Annotated in this window: 19 protein-coding genes and 2 pseudogenes; 6 read left to right on the top strand and 15 right to left on the bottom strand. The window is 63.6% G+C overall.

Going from position 1 to position 21,591, the window contains the following annotated elements; all coding sequences use genetic code 11:
* Positions 1-47 precede the first annotated feature (47 nt).
* A complete protein-coding gene (locus CFY91_RS16315; protein WP_279305037.1) occupies positions 48-179 on the bottom strand; it encodes a hypothetical protein in 132 nt (43 codons plus the stop codon).
* Between the two features lie 181 nt (positions 180-360).
* On the opposite strand from CFY91_RS16315, the gene CFY91_RS12710 reads away from it, so the two are divergent.
* The gene (locus CFY91_RS12710; protein ID WP_093986749.1) at positions 361-1,650 is read left to right on the top strand and encodes an OprO/OprP family phosphate-selective porin; all 1,290 of its coding nucleotides are present in this window, start codon (positions 361-363) and stop codon (positions 1,648-1,650) included.
* An 83-nt stretch (positions 1,651-1,733) separates the two neighbouring features.
* The gene (locus tag CFY91_RS12705) at positions 1,734-2,861 is read left to right on the top strand and encodes a GNAT family N-acetyltransferase (RefSeq protein ID WP_093986748.1); all 1,128 of its coding nucleotides are present in this window, start codon (positions 1,734-1,736) and stop codon (positions 2,859-2,861) included.
* A gap of 41 nt (positions 2,862-2,902) precedes the next feature.
* Here the strand turns inward: CFY91_RS12705 and CFY91_RS12700 are convergent, their stop codons facing one another.
* The 5 genes and pseudogenes from CFY91_RS12700 to CFY91_RS12685 form a co-directional block, all read right to left on the bottom strand.
* Positions 2,903-3,322 carry a DUF6306 domain-containing protein gene (locus CFY91_RS12700; RefSeq protein WP_003289468.1) on the bottom strand — a complete coding sequence of 140 codons (420 nt, stop codon included), beginning with the start codon at positions 3,320-3,322 and terminating at the stop codon, positions 2,903-2,905.
* Between the two features lie 105 nt (positions 3,323-3,427).
* Positions 3,428-3,508 (bottom strand): annotated as a pseudogene (locus CFY91_RS16330) (peptidylprolyl isomerase A); the annotation flags it as partial.
* Between the two features lie 144 nt (positions 3,509-3,652).
* A complete protein-coding gene (locus CFY91_RS12695) occupies positions 3,653-4,774 on the bottom strand; it encodes a beta-ketoacyl-ACP synthase III (protein WP_093986747.1) in 1,122 nt (373 codons plus the stop codon).
* 210 nt (positions 4,775-4,984) lie between these two features.
* Positions 4,985-7,003 (bottom strand): methyl-accepting chemotaxis protein, encoded by a 2,019-nt coding sequence (locus CFY91_RS12690; protein WP_093986746.1) that lies wholly within the window; start codon positions 7,001-7,003, stop codon positions 4,985-4,987.
* Between the two features lie 132 nt (positions 7,004-7,135).
* Positions 7,136-7,912, bottom strand: coding sequence for a substrate-binding periplasmic protein (locus CFY91_RS12685; protein WP_165765327.1), 777 nt, complete (start codon positions 7,910-7,912; stop codon positions 7,136-7,138).
* Positions 7,913-8,064: 152 nt separating this feature from the next.
* On the opposite strand from CFY91_RS12685, the gene CFY91_RS12680 reads away from it, so the two are divergent.
* Positions 8,065-9,366 (top strand): ferredoxin reductase family protein, encoded by a 1,302-nt coding sequence (locus CFY91_RS12680; RefSeq protein WP_093986744.1) that lies wholly within the window; start codon positions 8,065-8,067, stop codon positions 9,364-9,366.
* Positions 9,367-9,369: 3 nt separating this feature from the next.
* Here CFY91_RS12680 and CFY91_RS16475 read toward each other — a convergent pair whose 3' ends face one another.
* From CFY91_RS16475 to CFY91_RS12665, 4 genes and pseudogenes are all read right to left on the bottom strand, one after another.
* Entirely contained in the window at positions 9,370-9,768 is a 399-nt protein-coding gene (locus CFY91_RS16475; protein ID WP_423812484.1) for a CZB domain-containing protein, read from the bottom strand.
* 78 nt (positions 9,769-9,846) lie between these two features.
* Positions 9,847-10,185: pseudogene (locus CFY91_RS16470) on the bottom strand (methyl-accepting chemotaxis protein); the annotation flags it as partial.
* Positions 10,186-10,865: 680 nt separating this feature from the next.
* Positions 10,866-11,402, bottom strand: coding sequence for a PAS domain-containing protein (locus tag CFY91_RS12670; protein WP_093986742.1), 537 nt, complete (start codon positions 11,400-11,402; stop codon positions 10,866-10,868).
* A 190-nt stretch (positions 11,403-11,592) separates the two neighbouring features.
* Entirely contained in the window at positions 11,593-12,030 is a 438-nt protein-coding gene (locus CFY91_RS12665) for an HIT family protein (protein WP_093986741.1), read from the bottom strand.
* Between the two features lie 92 nt (positions 12,031-12,122).
* On the opposite strand from CFY91_RS12665, the gene CFY91_RS12660 reads away from it, so the two are divergent.
* Together CFY91_RS12660 and CFY91_RS12655 are read left to right on the top strand one after the other, a co-directional pair.
* Positions 12,123-12,821, top strand: a complete 699-nt coding sequence (locus CFY91_RS12660) for a glutathione S-transferase N-terminal domain-containing protein (protein WP_093986740.1) — start codon at positions 12,123-12,125, stop codon at positions 12,819-12,821.
* Between the two features lie 66 nt (positions 12,822-12,887).
* Positions 12,888-13,100, top strand: a complete 213-nt coding sequence (locus tag CFY91_RS12655; RefSeq protein WP_093986739.1) for a VF530 family protein — start codon at positions 12,888-12,890, stop codon at positions 13,098-13,100.
* Positions 13,101-13,154: 54 nt separating this feature from the next.
* Here CFY91_RS12655 and CFY91_RS12650 read toward each other — a convergent pair whose 3' ends face one another.
* Both CFY91_RS12650 and hrpA read right to left on the bottom strand, forming a co-directional pair.
* Positions 13,155-13,667 (bottom strand): DUF3087 family protein, encoded by a 513-nt coding sequence (locus CFY91_RS12650; protein ID WP_093986738.1) that lies wholly within the window; start codon positions 13,665-13,667, stop codon positions 13,155-13,157.
* Positions 13,668-13,896: 229 nt separating this feature from the next.
* Entirely contained in the window at positions 13,897-17,946 is a 4,050-nt protein-coding gene (gene hrpA / locus CFY91_RS12645) for an ATP-dependent RNA helicase HrpA (RefSeq protein ID WP_093986737.1), read from the bottom strand.
* Between the two features lie 109 nt (positions 17,947-18,055).
* Between hrpA and CFY91_RS12640 the strand changes: the two genes are divergently transcribed.
* Positions 18,056-18,442, top strand: coding sequence for a hypothetical protein (locus CFY91_RS12640; RefSeq protein WP_093986736.1), 387 nt, complete (start codon positions 18,056-18,058; stop codon positions 18,440-18,442).
* Between the two features lie 9 nt (positions 18,443-18,451).
* On the opposite strand, the gene CFY91_RS12635 is transcribed toward CFY91_RS12640, so the two are convergent.
* Genes CFY91_RS12635 through CFY91_RS12625 form a run of 3 tightly spaced genes read right to left on the bottom strand, consistent with a single transcriptional unit; the run spans position 18,452 to position 21,536 of the window.
* Positions 18,452-19,141 carry an ABC transporter ATP-binding protein gene (locus tag CFY91_RS12635; protein ID WP_093986735.1) on the bottom strand — a complete coding sequence of 230 codons (690 nt, stop codon included), beginning with the start codon at positions 19,139-19,141 and terminating at the stop codon, positions 18,452-18,454.
* The gene (locus tag CFY91_RS12630) at positions 19,134-20,357 is read right to left on the bottom strand and encodes an ABC transporter permease (RefSeq protein WP_093986734.1); all 1,224 of its coding nucleotides are present in this window, start codon (positions 20,355-20,357) and stop codon (positions 19,134-19,136) included. The genes CFY91_RS12635 and CFY91_RS12630 overlap by 8 nt, the downstream gene beginning before the upstream one ends.
* A 3-nt stretch (positions 20,358-20,360) precedes the next feature.
* Entirely contained in the window at positions 20,361-21,536 is a 1,176-nt protein-coding gene (locus CFY91_RS12625; RefSeq protein ID WP_093986733.1) for an efflux RND transporter periplasmic adaptor subunit, read from the bottom strand.
* Positions 21,537-21,591 lie beyond the last annotated feature (55 nt).

Below are 21,591 nucleotides of genomic sequence, written 5' to 3'. Positions count from 1 at the left end.
ACCGTTCCTCCACAAACCCCGCCACGGCGGGGTTTGTCGTTGCTGGCCTAGTGCGCCTGGCGATACTGGAACAGGTAGCCGAGCTTGCGAGTGGCCACCTTGCCCAACTCACGGCGGTCAACCTGCGCATAGCCGCCGAGCTGGCGCGCGGTAAAGCCCGACGCTCCCAGCGAGCGCAACGTTCGCAGCTGACGAAAAAGTGCCGCAGCCGCTCTGTGATGCGGCTCCACGGAAAGTTCCGCTGTCACAAAAGATTTACATATCAGCCATTTGGCTGACATACGCCGCCGCCAAGATTCCCCCCAACACAAAGAGCCCATCTCGTGTGTTTCCGACGCTAAACATAAAGGGGAATTTTGGATGATCCGTAAGCACTTCGCCGGTTTCGCCGCCAGCGCCCTCGCTCTGGCCGTTTCCGCCCAGACTTTCGCCGGTACCGTCACCACCGACGGCGCCGATCTCGTTATCAAGACCAAGGGCGGCCTGGAGGTCGAAACCACCGACAAGGAGTTCTCGTTCAAGATCAATGGCCGTCTGCAGGCTGATGCCGACAGCTTCGATGGTTTCTACACCCGGAACGGCGAGCGCGCAGATGAGACCTACTTCCGTCGTGCGCGTCTGGAGATTTCCGGTGTTGCCTTCACCGATTGGGGCTACACCTTCCACCGCAACTTTGGCAACGATTCCAGCGATTGGCAGGAGCTGGCCATCCACTACAACGGCTGGAAGCCGGTCCAGGTTTCGGTTGGTCGTATCAACCCGACGTTCGGCCTGGAAGAAGCCGTCAGCTCCAAGTGGATCACCGCCATCGAGCGCTCGGCGATCTATGACCTGGCGCCCTGGCTGAACGACCACGAAGACGGCGAAGGCATCCGCGTGCGTACCACTGTCGGCATGTTCCACGGCGAGGCCGGTGCCTATCGTCAGGATGGTGGCGACGGCGTCGACATGCTCGAGGACGAAGATGGCGCCAACAACACCAGCTTCGTGCTGCGTGGCGTGATCGCCCCGATCGTCGAGAAGGACCAGGTGCTGCACTTGGGCGCGAGCTTCGGTCAGCGTGACGTGGAAGAAGGTTACCTGGAACGCATCCGTCCGCGCCTGTCCGTGCGTGGCACCACCGAAGACAGTGCCAACGGCAACCGCGCCACCTTCGGCGGCACTCGCACCGACGGCAGCGATCAGGCCTGGGGTCTGGAAGCGGCTTACATGATCGGCCCGTTCTCGGTTCAGGGTGAATACCTGACCCGCACCGTCGACGCCCAGGATGGTTTCGAGGATCTGGAAGCGTCCGGCTACAACGTGCAGCTGGCCTACACCCTCACCGGCGAGTCGCGCTCCTACAAGCTCGATGGCGGCAAGTTCGACAAGATCAAGCCGGAGAACAAGCAGATCGGTGCGTGGGAAGTGTTCTACCGCTTCGACGACATCACCGTCGACGAGACCGGTATCGCCCCGAGCGGTTATGTCGGTGCGCTGGACAGCGCCAAAGCCGGTGCCAAGACCCACACCATCGGTGTGAACTGGTATGCCAACGAGTCGGTCAAGCTGTCGGCCAACTACTTGAAGACCAGCGTGGACGACGTGGTAAACGCCAATGGCGACGACGACGGCGACGCCATCAGCCTGCGTGCCCAGTACGTGTTCTAAAACATCACCTCATCCGTGATGCTCCATTGAGCCCCGCCCTGGCGGGGCTTTTTTTCGCCTGCGGGACAGGCCAGACTGCGCGCATGCCTATCCAGACCCTGTACCGCCTCGCCGAACTGCCTCCCGCCGAATGGGATGCGCTGCTGAGCGATGATCAGCCCTTCCTTCGTCACGCCTTCCTCTGCGCGCTGGAAGACAGCGGCAGCGTGGGTGGGCGTAGCGGCTGGCAACCTGCCCATCTCCTGCTGCGCGACCCGCAGGGCGCGTTGCAGGCAGCCTTGCCGCTGTATCGCAAGTTTCATTCGTACGGCGAGTACGTGTTCGATTGGGCGTGGGCGGATGCCTGCCAGCGGGCCGGCATCGCCTACTACCCCAAGCTGCTTTGCGCGGTGCCTTTCACCCCGGTCACCGGCAGTCGCCTGCTGGGCGACGTACAGGCTGCCGGTGAGCTGCTCGATGTACTCACCGCTGGGCTTGAAAGGCAGGAACTGTCGGGGCTTCACGTGAATTTCAGCGAGCCGCGGGCCGATCAGCTGCTGGTGGGACGGGATGGCTGGCTGGAGCGCATCGGCTGCCAGTTTCATTGGCACAACCGTGGTTACCGCGATTTTCAGGACTTTCTCGATGCACTGACCTCGCGCAAGCGCAAGCAGTTGCGCAAGGAACGCGAACAGGTGGCGGGGCAGGGCATCAGCTTCGAGTGGCGCGATGGGCACGAGCTCAGTGAGGCGGAATGGGATTTCGTCTATGCCTGCTACGCCAACACCTATCAGGTCCGCGGTCAGACGCCCTATCTGACTCGGCAATTCTTCAGCCTGTTGGCCGAGCGCATGCCGCAGGCGATTCGCGTGGTGCTGGCGTTACAGGGCTCGAGGCCGGTGGCGATGGCCTTCAGCCTGCGCAGTGCGTCTGGCCTGTACGGTCGGTACTGGGGCTGTCTGGCGGAGTTCGACCGGCTGCACTTCGAGACGTGCTTTTACCAGGGTATCGATCAGGCCATCGCGGGCGGCCTGGAGCGGTTCGATGCCGGGGCGCAGGGTGAGCACAAGCTCATTCGTGGCTTCGTGCCGGTGATCACGCGCTCCTGGCACTATCTGGCGCATCCCGGCTTGCGTGCCGCGGTGGCCGAATTCCTCACTCAGGAACGCGCGGGTGTACAGGCCTATGCCGAGGCGGCACGCCAGGCGTTGCCGTATCGGCAGGCTGACTGACGGCGCAATAGGCACGCACCGATAGGCGCGAAGAGAAAAAATCAGTGCGACGCTGCGCTGTTCTCTTCGTGAATACGCAGCATCTGCTCCAGCTCGCTGCGCAGCAGCGGGTCGTCGCAGCCGGGCAGGTACTCACGCAGTTTGCGGATGACCCACTGCTGACCGCGATCGACGAAGGGCAGGCGCTCGTCCAGCGATTCGATGGCCATGGCCTTGCCGTAGAAGGCGCCGGTATCCCGGTTCGGCTCCAAACCCAGGTGCTTGAGGCAATTGAGCAGCAGCTTGCAACTGTCGATCTCGCCCTGGCGAATCTGCTCCAGCAGCTCGCGCTGCTGCGGATCGGTGGCCTGCTGCAGCGATTCGCCAGCGACCTTGGCACCGGCACGCTCGGCGCTGAGCAGGTCCTGTAGCAGCTGGGCCTGGCCTTCGGGGGTATTGAGGGGGCTTTGTGGGGCACTCATTACGCGATCTCCTGTAGCAGAGCAGTGCGCGGATGGGCGCAGCGGCTCGGCCGCCGCGTCGTTGCCGCAAGCGAGATGACCGGCGAGGCCGGTCATCGGAGGGGGTCAGAGCTTCTTGGCGCTGACGATCTTCACCGGCGTCAGCGGCACGTTCTGCATCATGCTGCGATTGCCGGTCGGTACGCGGGTACAACCCGCGGTGTTGGGGGAATCTTGGCGGGAGTTATTTCAGCGCAGTGGCTGTTAGATGAAAATTCAGTGACAACGGAACTTTTAAGTTCCGTAAACAATAAAAAACCGGCCTAAGCCGGTTTTTTATTGCTCGCTCTCTCAGCGCTTGCGCAGGATCACGCTACCAATCGAGTAACCGGCACCGAAGGAGCTGAGCACCCCCACGCTGCCCGCCGGCAGGTCGTCCTGGTACTTGTGCAGGGCAATGACCGAACCGGCCGAACTGGTGTTGGCATAGCTGTCGAGAATCACCGGTGCTTCATGCGGCTCGGCATCGCGGCCAAGCAGCTTGCGGGTGATCAGCAGGTTCATGTTCAGGTTGGCCTGGTGCAACCAGAAGCGCCGTACAGCGGACACCTCCAGCTGATGCTCGGCCAGGTGCGCGGCAATCAGCTCGGCCACCATCGGACAGACATCGCGGAACACCTTGCGCCCTTCCTGGACAAACAGCTTGTCGCGGGCACCGATACCTTCCTCGGCACAGCGATTGAGGAAGCCGAAATTATTGCGGATGTTGTTGGAGAACTGCGTGATCAGCTTGGTGCCGACGATTTCGAACTGCTGCGCCGAGCTGGCCTGATCAGCACGTTCGATGATCACGGCAGTAGCCGCATCGCCAAAGATGAAGTGGCTGTCACGGTCACGGAAATTGAGGTGGCCGGTGCAGATTTCCGGATTGACCATCAGGATGGCACGGGCTTGCCCGGTCTGTACTGCGTTGGTCGCCGCCTGGATACCAAAGGTGGCCGAAGAGCAGGCCACGTTCATGTCGTAGCCCCAGCCCTGAATACCCAGGGCCGCCTGAACTTCGATAGCCACGGCGGGATAGGCACGCTGCAGGTTCGAGCAGGCAACGATGACACCGTCGATATCCGCGGCGCTGCGTCCGGCGCGCTGCAGGGCTTCGCGGGCTGCAGCCACGGCCATTTCGGCCAGAATGCCCAGCTCGTCATTGCTCCGCTCGGGAATGCGCGGGGTCATACGCTGCGGATCGAGGATGCCGGCCTTATCGATAACGAAACGACTCTTGATGCCGGACGCCTTCTCGATGAAGGCCACGCTGGACTCACTCAGCGCCTCGACTTCACCACGCTCGATGGCGGCGGCATGTTCAGCATTGAACTGCTGAACATAGGTATTGAAGGCCAGCACCAGTTCCTCGTTGGAGATGCTGTTGGCGGGAGTAAACAAGCCGGTGCCACTGATCACGACGTTGTGCACAGTCTTTCCTCTTTGTTCTTCGGTCGCACGCAGCGGCCATCATGCAAGGGCTGGCGGTACAGGCCCGCAGCAGCTGAAACAGCAGGAAACACATTATGCCCTGCGAAAGAACAGAGTGTGCCACAGGCGCACCGATGGCGGGCAGTAGACATAACGCGCAGTTCACCGCATTGCTGTCTTGATGCGCGCCGCAGCGTGCAAGACACAGTTTCAGGTACGAAAACGACCGACATTGCCCAGCAGCGTATCCGCCAACGTCCCCAGGCTGGCCGCCGTCTGGTGATTACTGGCCACCGCCAGGCCGTTCTCTTCGGCCATGCGCGCGATCATCTCCACCTGCTGGGCGATTTCCGTGGATGCACTGCTCTGCTCACGCAGCGCATGAGAAATCTCCGCCACCGTGGCCTGCACCTGTTCGGCCGCCTGGCGAATGCGCGCCATGGCTTCGCCCGCTTTCTCGGCACGCGCCACCCCGGCGTTGACCCGCTCGACACCCCGCTCCATGCCCTCCACGGCACCTGCCGTACCCTGCTGGATGCTCTTGACCATCTCGGAGATTTCCCGCGTGGAGTTGGCCGTGCGCGCCGCCAGGTTACGCACCTCATCGGCGACCACGGCAAAACCGCGCCCCTGCTCACCCGCCCGCGCCGCCTCGATGGCCGCATTGAGCGCCAGCAGGTTGGTCTGCGCGGCAATGTCACCAATCACCCCGACGATGGCGGAAATCTGCCCGGAGCGCTCACCAAGTTCCTCGACAGTACGCGCCGACTCGGCAACCGATACGGCAATTTCACTGATCTCCTGCACCACCGATGCGACAATCGCCCCCCCATCGCGCGACAGCTCGCCAGAGCGGACCGCCAGCTCATCCGCCGCACCGGCACCGCGGGCGATATGCTCGATTCCCACGGTCATCTGCTCCACCGCCGCCGCCATGTTGGAAGCCGCGTCGCTCTGTTTCTGTGATGCCACATGAATCTGCCCGGAAGCCGTCACCAGGTCACGCGCGGCATCGGCTACTTCGCCGGCATTGCCCTTGATGCCTGCAATCAGGCCACGCATGGCCTCAGCCATGGCATTGAAGCCCGCTGCGACAAAGCGCAATTCATCGCGCGCCGCCAGCTGGATATGACTACTCAGCTCACCACGCGCCAGGCGCTCGCTGCCCTCGCGCAGGCAGCGAATGCTGTTCATCACCGACAGGTAGGCACCCATCGACAGGTAGCCGATCACCGCCAGTACCAGCACGGCCAGTAATAGGTTGAAGTACAGCACCTGCTGGGCCTCAGCCATGCGCTGTTCGAGCAACTGGTCGAGGGTCGGCAAGAGTACCTGGTTCATCTGTTGATAACCGATCGTGATCCCCTCGGTGGTCAGCTCGAAAAACTGCGCAGCACTGGTCGACTGAAAATCCTCATGCAGCAGCATGCCCTGGACGACCTGCTCAACCCGCTGGATTTTCTGATAGAGCGCTGCCACCGCCTGTTCAAGCGACAAACGCAGCTCCGGGCGTTGCTCGGCCACCTTGGCCAGGCCAGCCTCCACATCCAGCATGGCACTGCGGATTTCCTCGTTGAGTACGCTCAAGGCAATGCGCTGAGCACTATCGGCATGCCCCTGGGCCAGCGCACCGGAGCCCTGGGCACGCAAGCGGCCAAAGCGTTCGAGCAAAAATGGCAAACGATTGATTGCCGCCGTCATCAGGTAGAAGCTCGCTTCGTCCGGATCGAAACTCAGGCCATAGGCATCGGCCAGCTGAATCTGCAAGCGCAGCAACTGCGCCACCAGCTCGGTGTGCGCGTGGAAATTGGCGGCGCGCTCCAGTTGTAGCCCCTGCGCTTGCAACACCTGCCAATCCCGCTCGATCTGCTGCCAGGCGGGCAGCTGGCGCTTGTCCTCGGCCAGACTGGCACGCAGGCTGGCCAGCGCACGCGATACCTCTTCGGCGCGCTGCGCACGCTTATCCCGCATGTCTGCATTGCCGCCCAGCACCATCGAGGACAAGCCGCGATGCTGCTGGGTCAACTCAACCATCCGGGCCAGCGGGCGGGTCAGCGCGGTCGCCACCAGTTCGTTGCGCGAGCGCTCGATGGTTTCCCGCAACTCACTGGCCAGGGCCCACATCAGGCTGGCGAAGGCCAGCAGTACCAGAGCACCGATCAGGCCAAACTTGCTGGGATAGTTGAGCCGGTTCATCAACGCGGTGGCGGGTACAAAGAGGGTTTTCATGACAGACATCCCGAGGCGGATCAGGTGGGCAAGGCCCGCCGTAGCACACCGGCCAGCCTTCATACCTGACAGAATCACTCGGACAGTTCGCCACGTCCCTGATTGCAGTCAAGATAACGACTAACCAGTCAGTCAGGAATCTGGCAGGCCGTGCAGGGTACGTTCACGGGCTTGATAGCCTGGCGACTCGCGCACCCTGCGCACGCTGTCCCAGATGCGCTCGGCCAATTCGCCATCACGGTCGCAGAGCGGCGCACTGAGCATCAGGAAGTAAGGTTTGACCTGCAGCGGCAGCGGCGCCTTGCGGATGCTCGCCGCTAACTGGGCATCCCCCTGCAGAATGAAATCGGCACGGGCACTCTGTAACGCCACTGCCGAGACACGCCGGCTGGCCAGCATGCGCAACAGGGCCTGGGGTTCGCGACTACTTTCGTCCACGCGTGCGCCCAACTGATGCAGGAAAGGCACGATGGAGAAGCCACTGAGCGACCCCACCGAGCCATTCACCTGCAAACGCTGGCCATCCCAGTGAGGGATCTGCTCGACACGGTGGTAGAGCGCATAATCGCCGGTATGCAGGCGCCGACTGCTATCCACACTGCCTTGGGCATCCAGCGGATAGCGCCCCAGCAAGGCACGCTCGGCCTGGTAGCTGGCCGCAAAGGCACCGTCGTAGCGCCCCTGCTGCAGGCCCGCCAGGCAACGCCGCCAAGGCACGGCAATAAACTCGATAGGCCGTTGCAGATGCTCGCCTACCTCGCGCAGCAATTCGATATTCAACCCCTCGCCTCCCCGCATTACCCAGGGGTAGGAGTCACTGTCTTCATAGCAAAAGCGCAGCGCTGCGCTGTCCTCGGCCTGTGCGGTAGCCAGCAGCAGGCTGCAGCAGATCAACAACACTCGGGACACGACAGGCTCCTTGCGGGGGAACAGGCAAAACTGCAGTGAGTATAGGCAAGGTAAAGGTACATTCAGCTTCGCTTCAGTTTGCCGGCGCATGCTAACTAGGCTTTTAATAAGCAAGCTACTTATTAGCCTGATAAATACCAAGGAGCTCATCCATGCGCTCGATTAGCGTGATCGCCAGTCTGGTACTGGCCGCCTGGCTGTATAGCCTGGGCATGGGGCCTGGCGCTGCCTGGCTGGATGTCTGGTGGTGGCGTCGCGAAACCATCCTGTTCAGCGGCGTGCTGTCGTTTACCCTGATGGCCTGGCTGATGCTGCTAGCCATGCGCCCGGCCTGGCTGGAGCAACGTATGGGCGGTCTGGATCGGCTGTATCGCATGCATCGCCTGGCCGGCTACTGGGCCATCGGCCTGGGCTTTGCGCACTATCTACTGGAGCTGGCCGGCCCACTACTGGACATGCTGGTTCCCCACCCAGGCAAGGGCCCCAAGGTCGAACGACTCTTCGAAGCCTGGCGCGACTCGGCCAAGGACCTGGGCGAATGGTCGATCTGGCTGCTCGGCCTGCTGTTGGTGCTAACCCTCTGGCAGCGCTTCCCCTACCACCTGTGGCGTTACGCACATCGCCTGCTGGCACCGCTGTTCCTGCTGTTCGCCTTCCATGGCGTGGTACTGGCACCGGATAACTACTGGCGCCAGCCGCTGGGCCTGCTGATCGCCGGCAGTGCACTGCTCGGCAGTATCTGCGCGCTGTATTCGCTGACTCGACGCATCGGCCAGTCACGACGCCATACCGGGCAGATCGTCGCCATGCGCGCCCTGGCTGATGATGTGCTGGAGATCACCTGCCAGTTGCAAGGCCACTGGCGGCACCAGCCCGGACAGTTCGCTTTCATTGACTTCGGTGGCGCCGAGGGCGCACACCCCTTCACCCTCAGTGCTGCTGATACGGGAAATGCCTGTGTGCGCGTTGCCATCAAGGCCCTGGGTGACCACACCCGACACCTGCAGCACACCCTGCAGGTAGGCCAGGCCGTGCAGGTCGAGGGCCCCTACGGTGCCTTCACGCTGCCATCGGCACAGTTGCCCAACCAGCACTGGATTGCCGCCGGGATTGGCGTAACTCCCTTCCTGGCCTGGCTGGAAGCGCTTCAGGGACAGCCCGAACGTGCGCCCCAGGCCACGCTGCATTACTGCGTACGCAACCCAGCGGAAGACCTGTTCGGTCAGCGTCTGGCGCAGCTGTGCAGCGGCTTGCCAAGCATCCGCCTGCAGGTCCATTACAGTGACCTCCAGGGACCGCTAGATGGCTCCACCCTGCTCAGCGAGCACCCGCAAGGCTGGCCACACCTGTGGTTCTGCGGCCCGCAGGGGCTGGCCGAACACCTGCGGCGCGGCCTGCGTCAGGCCGGCATGCCGCTGGCACAGTTTCACCAGGAAGCCTTCCGCATGCGCTGAGGGTTAGCCGAGCGAGGCATGCTTCTCCTGCAACATGGCATCCATATGCTGGATCATCGCGTAGCTCTGTTCCTCGGCTTCACGCATTGCATCGATGATGCGTTGCTTGATCGCCGGCTGGTGGATCCAGTCGGCATCACGCAATGCCACGGCGGCCTGTACCGCACGGTGTACCTGGACATGCGGTGCTTCAAGGGCACGGAAGCCGCGGGTATGGCTGCAACTGGCCTGCCCTTCGCCCTGGTAGTACCACTGACCAAGGCGACAGTGCTGGTGATCCATGGCCACCGCCTCCAGCGCACCGGTGAACTGCGCCGAGCTGTCCAGAGCGATATAGCCGTTCTGCTTGTAGATGATGTGGTCGACCTTGACCAGGGTGTTGAGCGCCTGGTCCTTGGCCATGCTCACTGCCGCCATGGTTTGCCGCGAACCACTGGCAAAGGTATCGAACTGATCGCGGAAGCCCACCGCCATGCGACTGACTTCCTGCGCCAAGCTGTTGGAGTCGGCGGCTTGCACCACCATGTCGCTGACGCGCCGGCTGAAATTGCCAATGGTACTGGTGACCTCCACCGCCGCATCCTTGGTACGCCGCGACAGGGCCTTGACCTCATCGGCAACGACCGCGAAGCCGCGTCCCTGGTCGCCGGCACGCGCTGCCTCGATGGCGGCATTAAGTGCCAGCAGGTTGGTCTGATCAGCGATCTCGGTAATGATCGACAGCGACGCCTGCACCTGCTGGCTGTCGTTGCCCAGCTGGTTGACCACCTCCGCAACCTGATTGATGGTGCGTGAGATATTGTCCAGCGCCTCCACCATTTGCTGCACGCCCTGCTGACTGTGCAGAGCCGCGCTGCCATTGTCATTGGCAATCTGCTCGACCTGCCCCATACGCTCGCCAATGTGCAGCAAATCCTCCTGGGCATCTCGCAGGTTACGAATCAGGTTCTGCACATTGAGTGAGTGCAACGCCGAATGCAGCTGGTTGTCGGCGACCAGCCGCGAGTTCTTGCTCATCTCGCCGATCGAGTAGTTGATGTTTTCCAGCGACACACGCAACTGACCGGGCATGCCGTCAGTCAGCGCCTGGCGCTGGAAGTTGCCTCGCGCCACGTGACTGAAACAGGAGTCGACCTCCTTGAAGTAAGACTCGACCTTGTCGAGGAAGTCGTTGACCTCCCAGGCCACCTTACCCACCTCGCCCAGGTGCTGGGTATTGGTCACGCGCAAATGAAAGGCGCCCGCATTGGCCTGACTCATCGTGTCGTAGACCGTCTGCAGGGTGCGCAGCACACGCCCCCCGGCACGCAGCATGACTACAACCGGCAACAGGGTCAGCACGGGTTGCAGCAACCACCACAGGCTGCCTTCGGCAAACAGGATGGCCCACAAGGGGCCCGCCAGGGAAATAGCCACCAGGCTGCCGGCCAGCAGCTTGATGCGCGCGCAGAGGAACGGTGAACCCGCGCTGACGCCGTAGGTTTGCGGTGACGAGAAACTCATGAGCGCACCTCCTGGGTGAGCGCCAGGACAAACCCGGTGTAGTCCGTGCCTTGTTGCTGCAACAACTCCTGCAGGTAGGCTTGTGAGCGGGCAATCGCTTCACGCGGGCCAGCCTCGCGCTCCAGCTCCAGCATGCGCCGATAGATGGGTTCGAGGACCGCCAGCGCACTGGCCTTGGGCTTGCGACGCACCGAATAGTAGCCACGCAACTGGCCAGCGCTGTCCAGGTCCGGGGTGATATTGGCCAGCACCCAGTAGAAACTGCCGTCCTTGCACAGATTCTTCACATAACCGAAGAACTCCTGGCCGCCCTGCAGGGTGCTCCACAGCAATTGGAAAACCCCACGCGGCATATCCGGATGACGCACGATATTGTGCTGTACGCCCAGCAGCTCAGGCTCGGCAAAGCCGGAGATCTTCATGAAGGTGCGATTGGCGTAGGTAATGCGTCCCTTGGTATCGGTTTTGCTGACGATGAACTCATCATCGCCAAGACGAATTTCGTTGCGTGTAGGAGTGATCTTCAGCTTCATGCCAGTAGTCCGCAGGTGGAGACGGTGCATCCTGAACATCGCCAGGCGATAGACGCACTATCGGCCAGCCTGCTGGCCACTTGAATGGCTAGGGGGGCCTGACACAGGCTGCACAGCGGCATAGTGCCAGCAGCCCCCTGGTGAAAACTTGAGCCAAAGCAAGCAAAACGCCGCCTTGGCCAGAGCGGGCTTATTGCTCGAGGCGTTTCTGCAAGCGCGCCTGCAATGCCTTGAGTTGCTCGGCATCGGCCTGCTGGCTGGCATGGATACCCAGCGAGTCGCCGGCAAAGCGCGGAATGATGTGCAGGTGCAGGTGGAAGACCGTCTGCCCGGCCGGGGCACCGTTAAACTGTGCAATCTGCACGCCGTCGGGCTGCAGCTCCTCCACCAGCAGTTTGCTCAGGCGCTGCACCACGGCCATCAGCTGAGCCAAGGTAGCACCATCGACCTCCAGCAGGTTGCGTGCCGCGACCTGTTTGGGAATCACCAGGGTATGCCCGTAGGATTGCGGGAACAGGTCGAGGAAGGCCAGTACCTGCTCATCCTCGTAGATCTTGTAACAGGGCAGTTCGCCACGGATGATCTTGGCAAAGACATTCTGTGGGTCGTATTGGCCATGCAGGCTCATGGTGCTCTCCCTCGGCACAGGTTGTGAGAGATGCACCATACCGGCTCGCCAGCCCGCCGAACAGCCAGCTCACGCCCCAGCCAGGAGATCCCATGAATCCGCTCGACGCGTTCCCCGTCACCCGCAAATGGCCACCGAGCCAACCACAGTACCTGCAGCTGTATTCGCTACCCACCCCCAACGGGGTCAAGGTATCGATCATGCTGGAAGAAATCGCCCTGCCTTACGAAGCGCACCGGGTCAGCTTCGAGGACAACGCTCAGTTCAGCAGCGAGTTCCTGTCACTCAACCCCAACAACAAGATTCCAGCCATCCTCGACCCCAACGGGCCTGAAGGACAACCACTGGCACTCTTCGAGTCCGGCGCAATCCTGCTCTACCTGGCCGAGAAAAGCGGACAACTGCTACCCGCCCAGGCCCAGCAACGCTACGAATGCATCCAGTGGCTGATGTGGCAAGTCGGCGGCGTCGGGCCAATGTTTGGCCAGCTGGGTTTCTTCCATAAGTTTGCCGGCAGCCAATATCCCGACAAACGTCCGCGCGACCGCTACGTTGCCGAGGTGGTGCGCCTGCTCGGCGTACTGGAGCAACGCCTGCAGCAACGCCAATGGCTGATGGGCGACACCTACAGCATTGCCGATATTGCCGTACTGCCCTGGGTGAATACCCTGCTGGGCTTTTATGGCGCTGGCGAACTGGTCGACTTCGCCCGCTTCGCCAACGTGCGCCGCGTACTCGACGCTTTTCTTGCCCGCCCGGCGGTACAGCGCGGCCTGCAGGTACCCGGCTGAGCGTGCCGCACTCGCGCAACCTTTAGGCGGGCGCTAAAGTGCCCGCCCGGACATGAGAAACGCACGATGAGCAATGATCCACTGCACGGCCTGCCCCTGAAGACCATCCTGCAAGCACTGGTCGAGCGACATGGCTGGGAGCGCCTCGGCCAGCTGATCGCCATTCGCTGCTTCCAGCATGAACCCAGCCTGGCTTCCAGCCTGAAATTCCTGCGTAAAACCCCCTGGGCGCGGGAGAAGGTCGAAGCCTTGTATATAAAAGACCTGGCGCACAAGTGACCCTCGGCGGGAGGCGCGCACAGCGATTCCTCACTGAGCGCGTCCAACAGGCTACTAAAGCGACTCCAGCCAACGCGGATCGAAGCAACGCTGCTCGGTGTCCAAGCCGCGTTGCTGCATGGCCTCACAGTGGCTGTCGATTTCCCGCACCATCTGGCTCAACTCACTGCTGTTCCCGTCCAGTTGGTGCATCTGGGTAACGCCCAGATGGTAGAAACGCAGCACCTTCATGGCGGTTGCATCGCCGGCGGCGACACCTGCCTGCACCCGGTGCATGCGGTTGGTCACCTGCATCAGGTGGCGCTTGAGTTGCCAACCATAGACAGCGGCGGCCATCACCGGACGCGACCAGAGTTGCTGGCGCACCAAGGCGATGGTCAGCACCAGACCTGCCAGCACACCCAGCAGATTCCACTGGAAGTTGTCCCCTCCCGGAGTGCCGAACAGCCGGTTACTCGCTGTCGCACAGAGCATGCCCAATACCACAAAAATCAGCACGACCAGCAGCGTGCTACGCCGGGTTTGCTGGCGATAATGCTCGGGGTTCATCGGTTGGATTTCGAACATGGTTTTCCTGCAAGGTCTGAACAATCAATGACAGCAGGCTGGCCCGCGCTGCCTGCTGGTTATACTGCGCGCCACAAACAGCCGGCAAGACGAGCAATACACCTGTGCTCGGATTGACGTACCTGGCAGTAGCAGACTAACCGTAGCGAAAAGGTGCCCCCTATTCCTAGGGCCAAGCCTGGCGGCGCAATGGGCTGCATGAATAAATAACCAGAGCGGCAGCCTGGCCTTAGCTCTCCACCACAGACCACTGCTTGGCCAGGCGTTTGTCCGACACGGCCATCCTGGTGCCCAGCTGCTGGGCGAACAGCGACACGCGATACTCCTCGAGCATCCAGCGATACAGGGTCAGCTGCGGGTCGCGCTTGCCTTCCTGGGCATGCTTGGCGGCGCGCGCCTGGTACTGCTCCCAGGCGGCACTCAGCTCGCCGGTCCAGACGCGGTCGCGCTGCACCTGACTCCCCACCTTGTCCAGGCGCTGTTCGATGGCCTTGAGGTAGCGCGGAATCTCCTTCAGCCACTCACCCGGTGTCTCGCGCACGAAGCCGGGGTAGACCAGATTGGCCAGTTGCTGCTTGATGTCGTTGAGCGCCATGGCCTGGGCCAGGTCGATCTTGCCTTTGAAGCGCTTCTGCAGGCCGTGGGCAAGCTTGAGGATGTCCAGGGTGAGCCTGGCGATGCGCTCGGCGTGACTGGTCCAGTCGCCACGCTTGCGCTCGGCCAGCTGCGCCAGAGCGGCGCCGTCGCGCGGCAATGTCGCCTCGCCGTCGAGGATGCAGGCATCGAGACTGGCCAGCAGGATGTCCTCGACCAGCGCCTCGGGGCGGCCCATTTCGCGGTACAGCAGGGCCAGCTCGGTGAGCCCCGGCAGCTTGCCGCGCAGGTACTTGGCCGGCTCGGCCAGCTGTTGCAAGAGCAGGCGCTGCAAGGCTCGGCGGTGCTGGTAGTCGGCCTCGGCCTGGGTCGGGAAGCGCCCTTCCTTGACCACACCGCGCACTCCATCAGGGCCGCTCTCGGCAGTCTCCACCAGCGCCGGGAACACGGTCATGGACAGGCCGGCGATCTTCTGCTGGGTCTTCTCGGCGACCTGGGCAAAGGCCTTGGCCTCGACCGGCTTCTGTTCCTGCTTCTGCTGCGGCATGGCCAGTGCGGCCTGGCTGGCCTCGGCGAAACGTGCGCAAAGCTCGGCCAGATCGCGACCTTCGCCAAGGAACTTGCCGCGCGCATCGACCACCTCGATGTTCATCTTCAGATGATTTTCCAGCTGCGCTGCCGCCTCGACCCACGCCTCTTCGGGCACGCGGGCACCAGTCATGCGGGTCAGTTCGCGACCCAGCGACTCGGCCAGGCTGCCCTGGCCGAAGACCATCTTGGAGAGTGCCGCGCCGACGAAGTCCGGCACCGGCACGAAGTTCTTGCGCAGTGCCTTGGGCAGACCGCGCACCAAGGCGATGGCCTTGGCCTCGAGCAGACCTGGCACCAGCCAGTCGAGGCGTTCGGCCGGCAGCTGCGGCAGCAGCGGCGCCGGCACGCGCAAGGTCACCCCGTCGCGCGGGTGGTTCGGCTCGAAGTGGTAGGTCAGCGGCAGTTGCAGCTCGCCGAGCTGGAGAATGTCCGGGTACTGCGCGGCGGTGACTTCCTTGGCGTCGCGCGCCAGCACGTCCTCCTCGCGCATGATCAGCAGCTGCGGGTTCTTCGCCCCTTCGCCCTTGTACCAGTGCTCGAAGGTCGCGGCCTGGTGGATTTCCGCCGGAATGCGCGCCTCGTAGTAGCCGTACAGGGTTTCCTCATCGGCGAGGATGTCGCGGCGGCGCGCCTTGGCCTCCAGCTCGTCGAGGCGCTCGAGCAGCGCGCGGTTGGCCGCCAGGCATTTGGCACGACTGTTGATCTCGCCACGCACCAGGCCCTCGCGGATGAACAGCTCACGCGAAGCGACCGGGTCAACCGGGCCGAAATGCACCGGCCGGCGGCCGACCACGATCAGCCCGTACAGGCTGACCTGCTCGAAGGCCACCACCTGGCCACGACGCTTCTCCCAGTGCGGCTCGAAGTGGTTCTTCTTGATCAGGTGGCCGGCCAGCGGCTCGATCCAGTCCGGCTCGATCTTCGCCACCATGCGGGCGAACAGCTTGGTGGTTTCCACCAGCTCGGCGGTCATCACCCAGGCCGGCTTCTTGCGCCCGATCACCGACGAGGGGTGAATCCAGAAGCGCCGCTGGCGCGCGCCGAGGTAGTCGCCATCTTCACTCTTCTGGCCGATCTGGCTAAGCAGGCCGGACAGAATCGCCTTATGCACGGCGGCGTAGCTCTTGGCGCGCTGCGCCGCCTCGCTGGCCTCGGCCTGCTCGCGGACGATCACGTTGACCTTGCTGTCGGTAGTCGGCTTGACCTTCGCCTCGCTCTGGGCCGGGCGCTCGCGCTTGCCTTCCGCTTTGCTCGTCGACAGCTGCAGCTCGCGGGCGATCAGCACCAGCTGGCGGTGCGCATCGCGCCATTCGCGCAGACGCAGGTAATTGAGGAAGTTCTTCTTGCACCAGTTGCGCAGCGGGTTGCTGCCCAGCTCCTGGCGCTTCTCCTCGAAGCCGCGCCACAGGTTGATCAGCGCAGCGAAGTCGGAATCCACATCCTTCCACTGCGCATGCGCCTGGTCGGCCGCCTGCTGGCGGTCCATCGGCCGCTCGCGCGGGTCCTGCACGGACAGCGCCGAAGCGACGATGAGGATCTCCTCTAGGCTGCCGAGCTTGGCCGCCTCCAGCACCATGCGCCCCAGGCGCGGGTCGATGGGCAGGCGCGCCAGTTGGCGGCCCAGCGGGGTCAGCTGGCCCTCGCGGTTGACCGCCGAGAGTTCCTGCAACAGGTTGAAGCCGTCGCTGATGGCCTTGCCATCCGGCGGCTCGATAAAGGGGAAGTCTTCGATGCTGCCCAGGCGCAGGTGCAGCATCTGCAGGATCACCGCCGCCAGGTTGGTACGGAGGATTTCCGGATCGGTGAATTCGGGGCGGGCGAGGAAGTCCTCCTCGCTGTACAGGCGGATGCAGATGCCCGGTTCGACCCGGCCGCAACGGCCCTTGCGCTGGTTGGCGCTGGCCTGGGAAATTGCCTCGATGGGCAGGCGCTGGACCTTGGCGCGGTAGCTGTAGCGGCTGATGCGCGCGGTGCCGGAGTCGATCACATAGCGGATGCCCGGCACGGTCAGCGAGGTTTCCGCGACGTTGGTGGCCAGTACGATCTTGCGCGCGCCCATCGGCGCGAAGATCTTCTGCTGCTCGGCCGGGGTCAGTCGCGCGTACAGCGGCAGCACCTCGGTCAGGCGCAGGTTGGCCTTGCGCAGCACCTCGGCGGCCTCGCGAATCTCGCGCTCGCCGGGGAGGAACACCAGCACGTCGCCAGGACGCTTGCCCTCGGCGCGCTCATGGGCAGCAATCTCGTCCAGCGCGGCGAGGATGCCCTGGTCGACGGTCAGATCGTCGAGCAGGCGCTCGCCCTCCTCGTCCACCTCGGCGGCCAGCGGGCGATACCAGGTCTCCACCGGGTAGGTGCAGCCGGACACCTCGATGATCGGCGCATCGTTGAAGTGCTTGCTGAAGCGCTGCAGATCGATGGTCGCCGAGGTGATGATCAGCTTCAGATCGGGGCGGCGCGGCAGCAGGGTCTTCAGGTAGCCGAGCAGAAAGTCGATGTTGAGGCTTCGTTCATGCGCCTCGTCGACGATGATCGTGTCGTACTTCTCCAGGTAGCGATCGTGCTGGGTCTCGGCCAGCAGGATGCCGTCGGTCATCAGCTTGACCAGGCTGGCGTCGCCGGAATGGTCCTCGAAGCGCACCTGGTAGCCGACCAGCTCGCCCAGCGGGCTGCCGATCTCCTCGGCCACGCGGGTGGCCACGCTGCGCGCGGCCAGACGGCGCGGCTGGGTGTGGCCGATCAGGCCATGCACGCCACGGCCCAGCTCCAGGCAGATCTTCGGCAACTGGGTGGTCTTGCCCGAGCCGGTCTCGCCGGCAATCACCAGCACCTGGTGCTCCTGCAACGCCTTCTTGATCTCGTCGCGCTTGGCGGCGATCGGCAGGGCATCGTCGTAGCGGATCGCCGGAATGCTCTGCCGGCGCGCCTCGACCTTGGCCACCGAGGCCTGGAAGCGCTCCAGCCACTGTGCCAGCCTGGTCTCGTCCGGCATCTTGCGCAACTCGTGCAGCTGGCGACGCAAGCGATGCCGATCCACCAGCAAGGCCTGGCCAAGGTTGTGCTGCAGGGTCTCGAAGTCGGGCGTGGCGTGGGTCATGGCGTGGATCGGCTGAACAAAGGGTGGCGATTGTCGCAGATTTTACCCGCTGTCCGGGCCTGCCCTGTGTTGCAATAGCACCTGCCCATTTCGCAAAAGGACCTGCACCGTGTTGCGCCAACTGTTTGCCTGCGACTTTTATGTACAAATCATGCCCGACGCTTTTCAGCTGACACTGCTGGAGCCGCCCTATCCACAGCTGCAGGTACAAGCCAACCCGGGCTTCACCAGCTCGCGCCTGCTGGTCGGCCAGTTCAGCCAGGCCAGCCGCTGCCTGCGTGAAGCGCTGGGTCAGTTGCCCGGCAAGGGCTGGGTAAAGCGCAGCCCACGGCTACTGCTGCATCCCATGGCTCTGTGCGAGGGCGGGCTGAGCGAGGTGGAAGAGCGCCTGCTGCGCGAGCTGGGCTTGTCAGCCGGCGCCCATCAGGTGCGCTTGCATCTGGGCAACCCGCTCAGCGCAGAGCAGGCCCAGGCCTTGCTACGGCAAGTCGCCTGACCCCGACATTCAGGGCTGGATGCGCCCATCCACCAGGATCACCTGCCGCGCGCAGCGCGCTGCCAGGCGCGGGTCATGGGTGACCAGCAGGATGGCACAGTCAAACTGCTGGTTGATTCGCTCGAAAAGACTGAACACTCCCTCTGCGCTGCGGCTGTCCAGATTGCCGGTCGGCTCGTCGGCCAGCAGCAGCGGCGGTCGGGTGACCAGGGCACGGGCGATGGCTACCCGTTGCTGCTGACCGCCCGACAGCTGCCCCGCCGGCTTGTCGGCAAACGCACCAAGACCGACTTCCCCCAGCAGCTCGTGCGCCAGCTGGCGCTGCTCGGCGCTGGGCCGGCCGCTACGGATCATCAAGGGCATCAACACGTTGTCCAGCACACTGAAGGCACTGATCAGGTGGTGAAACTGGAACACGAAACCCAGGGCCTGGTTACGCAGTCGCGTGCGCTGTGCGTCATCCAGCCGCGAGGTGGCCTGGCCCAGCAGATACAGCTCACCACTGCTCGGCTGATCGAGCAGGCCGATCTGGTTCAGCAAGGTACTCTTGCCAGAGCCGGACGGGCCGATCAGCGCGCACAACTCACCACCCCGCAGGGTGAGCTCGATGTCTTGCAGCACCCTGCTCTCCTGAGGCGTGCCTGGGTTGTAGACCTTGCCCAGCCCTTGCAGGCGCAGTATTTCACGCGATTCAGACATAGCGGATGGCCACCGCCGGATCGAGGAGCGCGGCGCGGCGCGCCGGCCAGGCCGCTGCCAGCACCCCACTGAGACTGGCCACCAACATGGCCAGGGGAATCAGATCAGGAGCCACACTGATTTCAAACAGGCGCTTGCCAAACAGATTGAACAGCTGGATCAATCCCCAGCCGGCCAGGCCGCCCACTGCAGAACCACACAGGCCGAACAGACCACCCTGGATCAGGAAAACCCGCAGGATTTGCCCACGCGGGCTACCCATGGCCCGCAGGATGCCAATCTCACGCGTGCGCTGAACGACGCTGACCGCCAGCACGCTGGCAATACCGAAAGCCACCGAAATGCCGACGAACAAGCGAATCATCTGCGTGGTCATGCTCTGCGAACTCAGCGCATTGAGCAGCTGTCCATTGGTCTCCATCCAGCTCTGCACCTTCAGCCCGGTCAGCCGTTGCAGGCGCTGGGCCACCTGCTCGGCCGCGAAGATGTCATCCACCGTGGTTTCCAGCACGGTCACGCCACCCGGCAAGTCGAGCAGGGTTTGCGCCTGTTTGAGTTCCAGGTAGACATAACGGGTGTCCAGCTCGCGGACCCCCAGCTCGAAGATGCCGACAATATCCACTACCGCGTCACGCCCGCCCCCCGCGTCCAGGCGCAACTTGTCGCCGATGCCCAGGCCCAGTTCCTCGGCGAGCTGTTGACCAATCAGCGCCTGGTCGGCGGCCAGGCGCAGCGTGCCGGCACGCATGTGCCGCTGCAACGGGATGATCCGCAGGTAGCGCGGCAGGTCCACGCCGAGCAGGGCTACCGAGGTACGTGCCACGCCACGCCGGGCCAGCGCCGGACCACTGACTACCGGCGAGACTGCCCGTACCTGAGGATGCTCGTCGAGCAGTGCCAGCAGCGCCTGCCAGTTGCTGATCGAGCGCAAGCGCTGTGCGCGTGGGCTTTCCCGCAGCAACAACTGGCTGCCATCGGCCAGCGGAGCCAGGCGGTTGAACTCATCCGGCGGCAGGATGCGGATATGCGCCTGACTACCCAGGGTGCGCTCCACCACGTTGGCCTGCAGGCCAGTAATCAGCGCGGTGATAAAGACGATCACCGCCGAGCCGACGGCAATCCCCAGGATGATCAGCAGGCTTTGCTGGCGGTTTTCGAGGAGAAAGCGCAAGGCAATCAGCCATTCCGTCCAGTGTGTGCGCCAGGCTTGCGGCATGCGCTACTCCTGCTCCGCCGCCAACCCAGGCAATAGGCGCACGCGTACCTGCTGCCCCACTTGCGCTGGCTCTGCCAGCAGCAGATCGCCTTCCGCAAGGCCGTCGAGTACTTCGCTGTGACTGTCGCCCTGCAGCCCCAGACGCACGCTCAGTGCTTCCACGCGACCATCACGCACCCGCTGCACCTGCGCCTGGCGCCCTTGGCGCTGCAACAGTGCGTCATTGGCCAGCACCAGGGCCTGCTCGCGGCGGGCGGTTTCGATATTCACCGAGACGGTCATGCCGTAACGCAGGAAGTCGGCCGCTTCAAGCAACTCCAGATGCACATCGAGGGTCCCGCGACTGCTGTCGACATTCGGTGCAATGAAACTGACCCGCGCGGCCAGCCACTGTTCGGGGTAGGCATCAGCCGCCACCTGGGCGGGCTGCCCCAGCGCCAGGGCGGCAATATTCTTTTCATCCAGCGGCAGGATGATCTCGCGGCTGTCGGCGCGGGCAATCTGCAGCAGGGTACGCCCCGGCTGCACCAGGTCGCCCGGTTCCACGGCACGGTTCTGCACCGTGCCCGCGACCTGGGCATGGATGCGCGTCTTGGCCAGATTGGCCCGCGCCGCCTGCAGGCGTTGTTCCAGCACCTGTTGCTCACTACCGCCCGGCGCCAGGGCCGCGGCAGCCAGCTCGGCGCGTTCCAGCGCCACACGCAGGCTGCGCTCGATACGACGGGCCTGCTCCAACTGCTCCAGTGACAGCAACTGGCGCTGTCGCAAGGCCTCGCGCCGCTGGTACTCGCGCAAGGCCTGGGCATGGTTGTGGCGTGCCTCGCGCAAGGCCGCCTCAGCTTGCGGGCGCAACGAATCAGTCAGCTGACGCAACGCTGCCTCGGCTTCCGCCAGGCGTGCGCGCTGCTCGTCATCCTGCAGGCGCAGCAGCAACTGGCCGGCCTGCACCGAGTCGCCTTCACGTACATAGCGTTCGGCCACCACCCCGGTGATCTCGCTGCCGACCTGGGCCACCGACTGATTACCCACTTCGCCGCTGGCCACCACGCGCTGGACCAACGGGCGCAGCTCCAGGCGGTACGCCGCCACTTCCGGGCCACGCGCAACCTGCCACCACCACCAGGCCAGCCCAGTGCAGAGAATCAGTAGCCAGACAATCAGTGAACGCGCAGCGGGCACGGGACTCTCCACGGGCAAGGCTCAGGCATCGATGCCCGGCAGCTTACCGCAAGCG

The sequence above is a fragment of the Pseudomonas fluvialis genome (assembly GCF_002234375.1).
In the GTDB taxonomy this organism is placed as follows: domain Bacteria; phylum Pseudomonadota; class Gammaproteobacteria; order Pseudomonadales; family Pseudomonadaceae; genus Aquipseudomonas; species Aquipseudomonas fluvialis.
The sequence above is the reverse complement of the archived record's forward strand: the minus strand, read 5'-3'. Positions and strand labels throughout refer to the sequence as shown.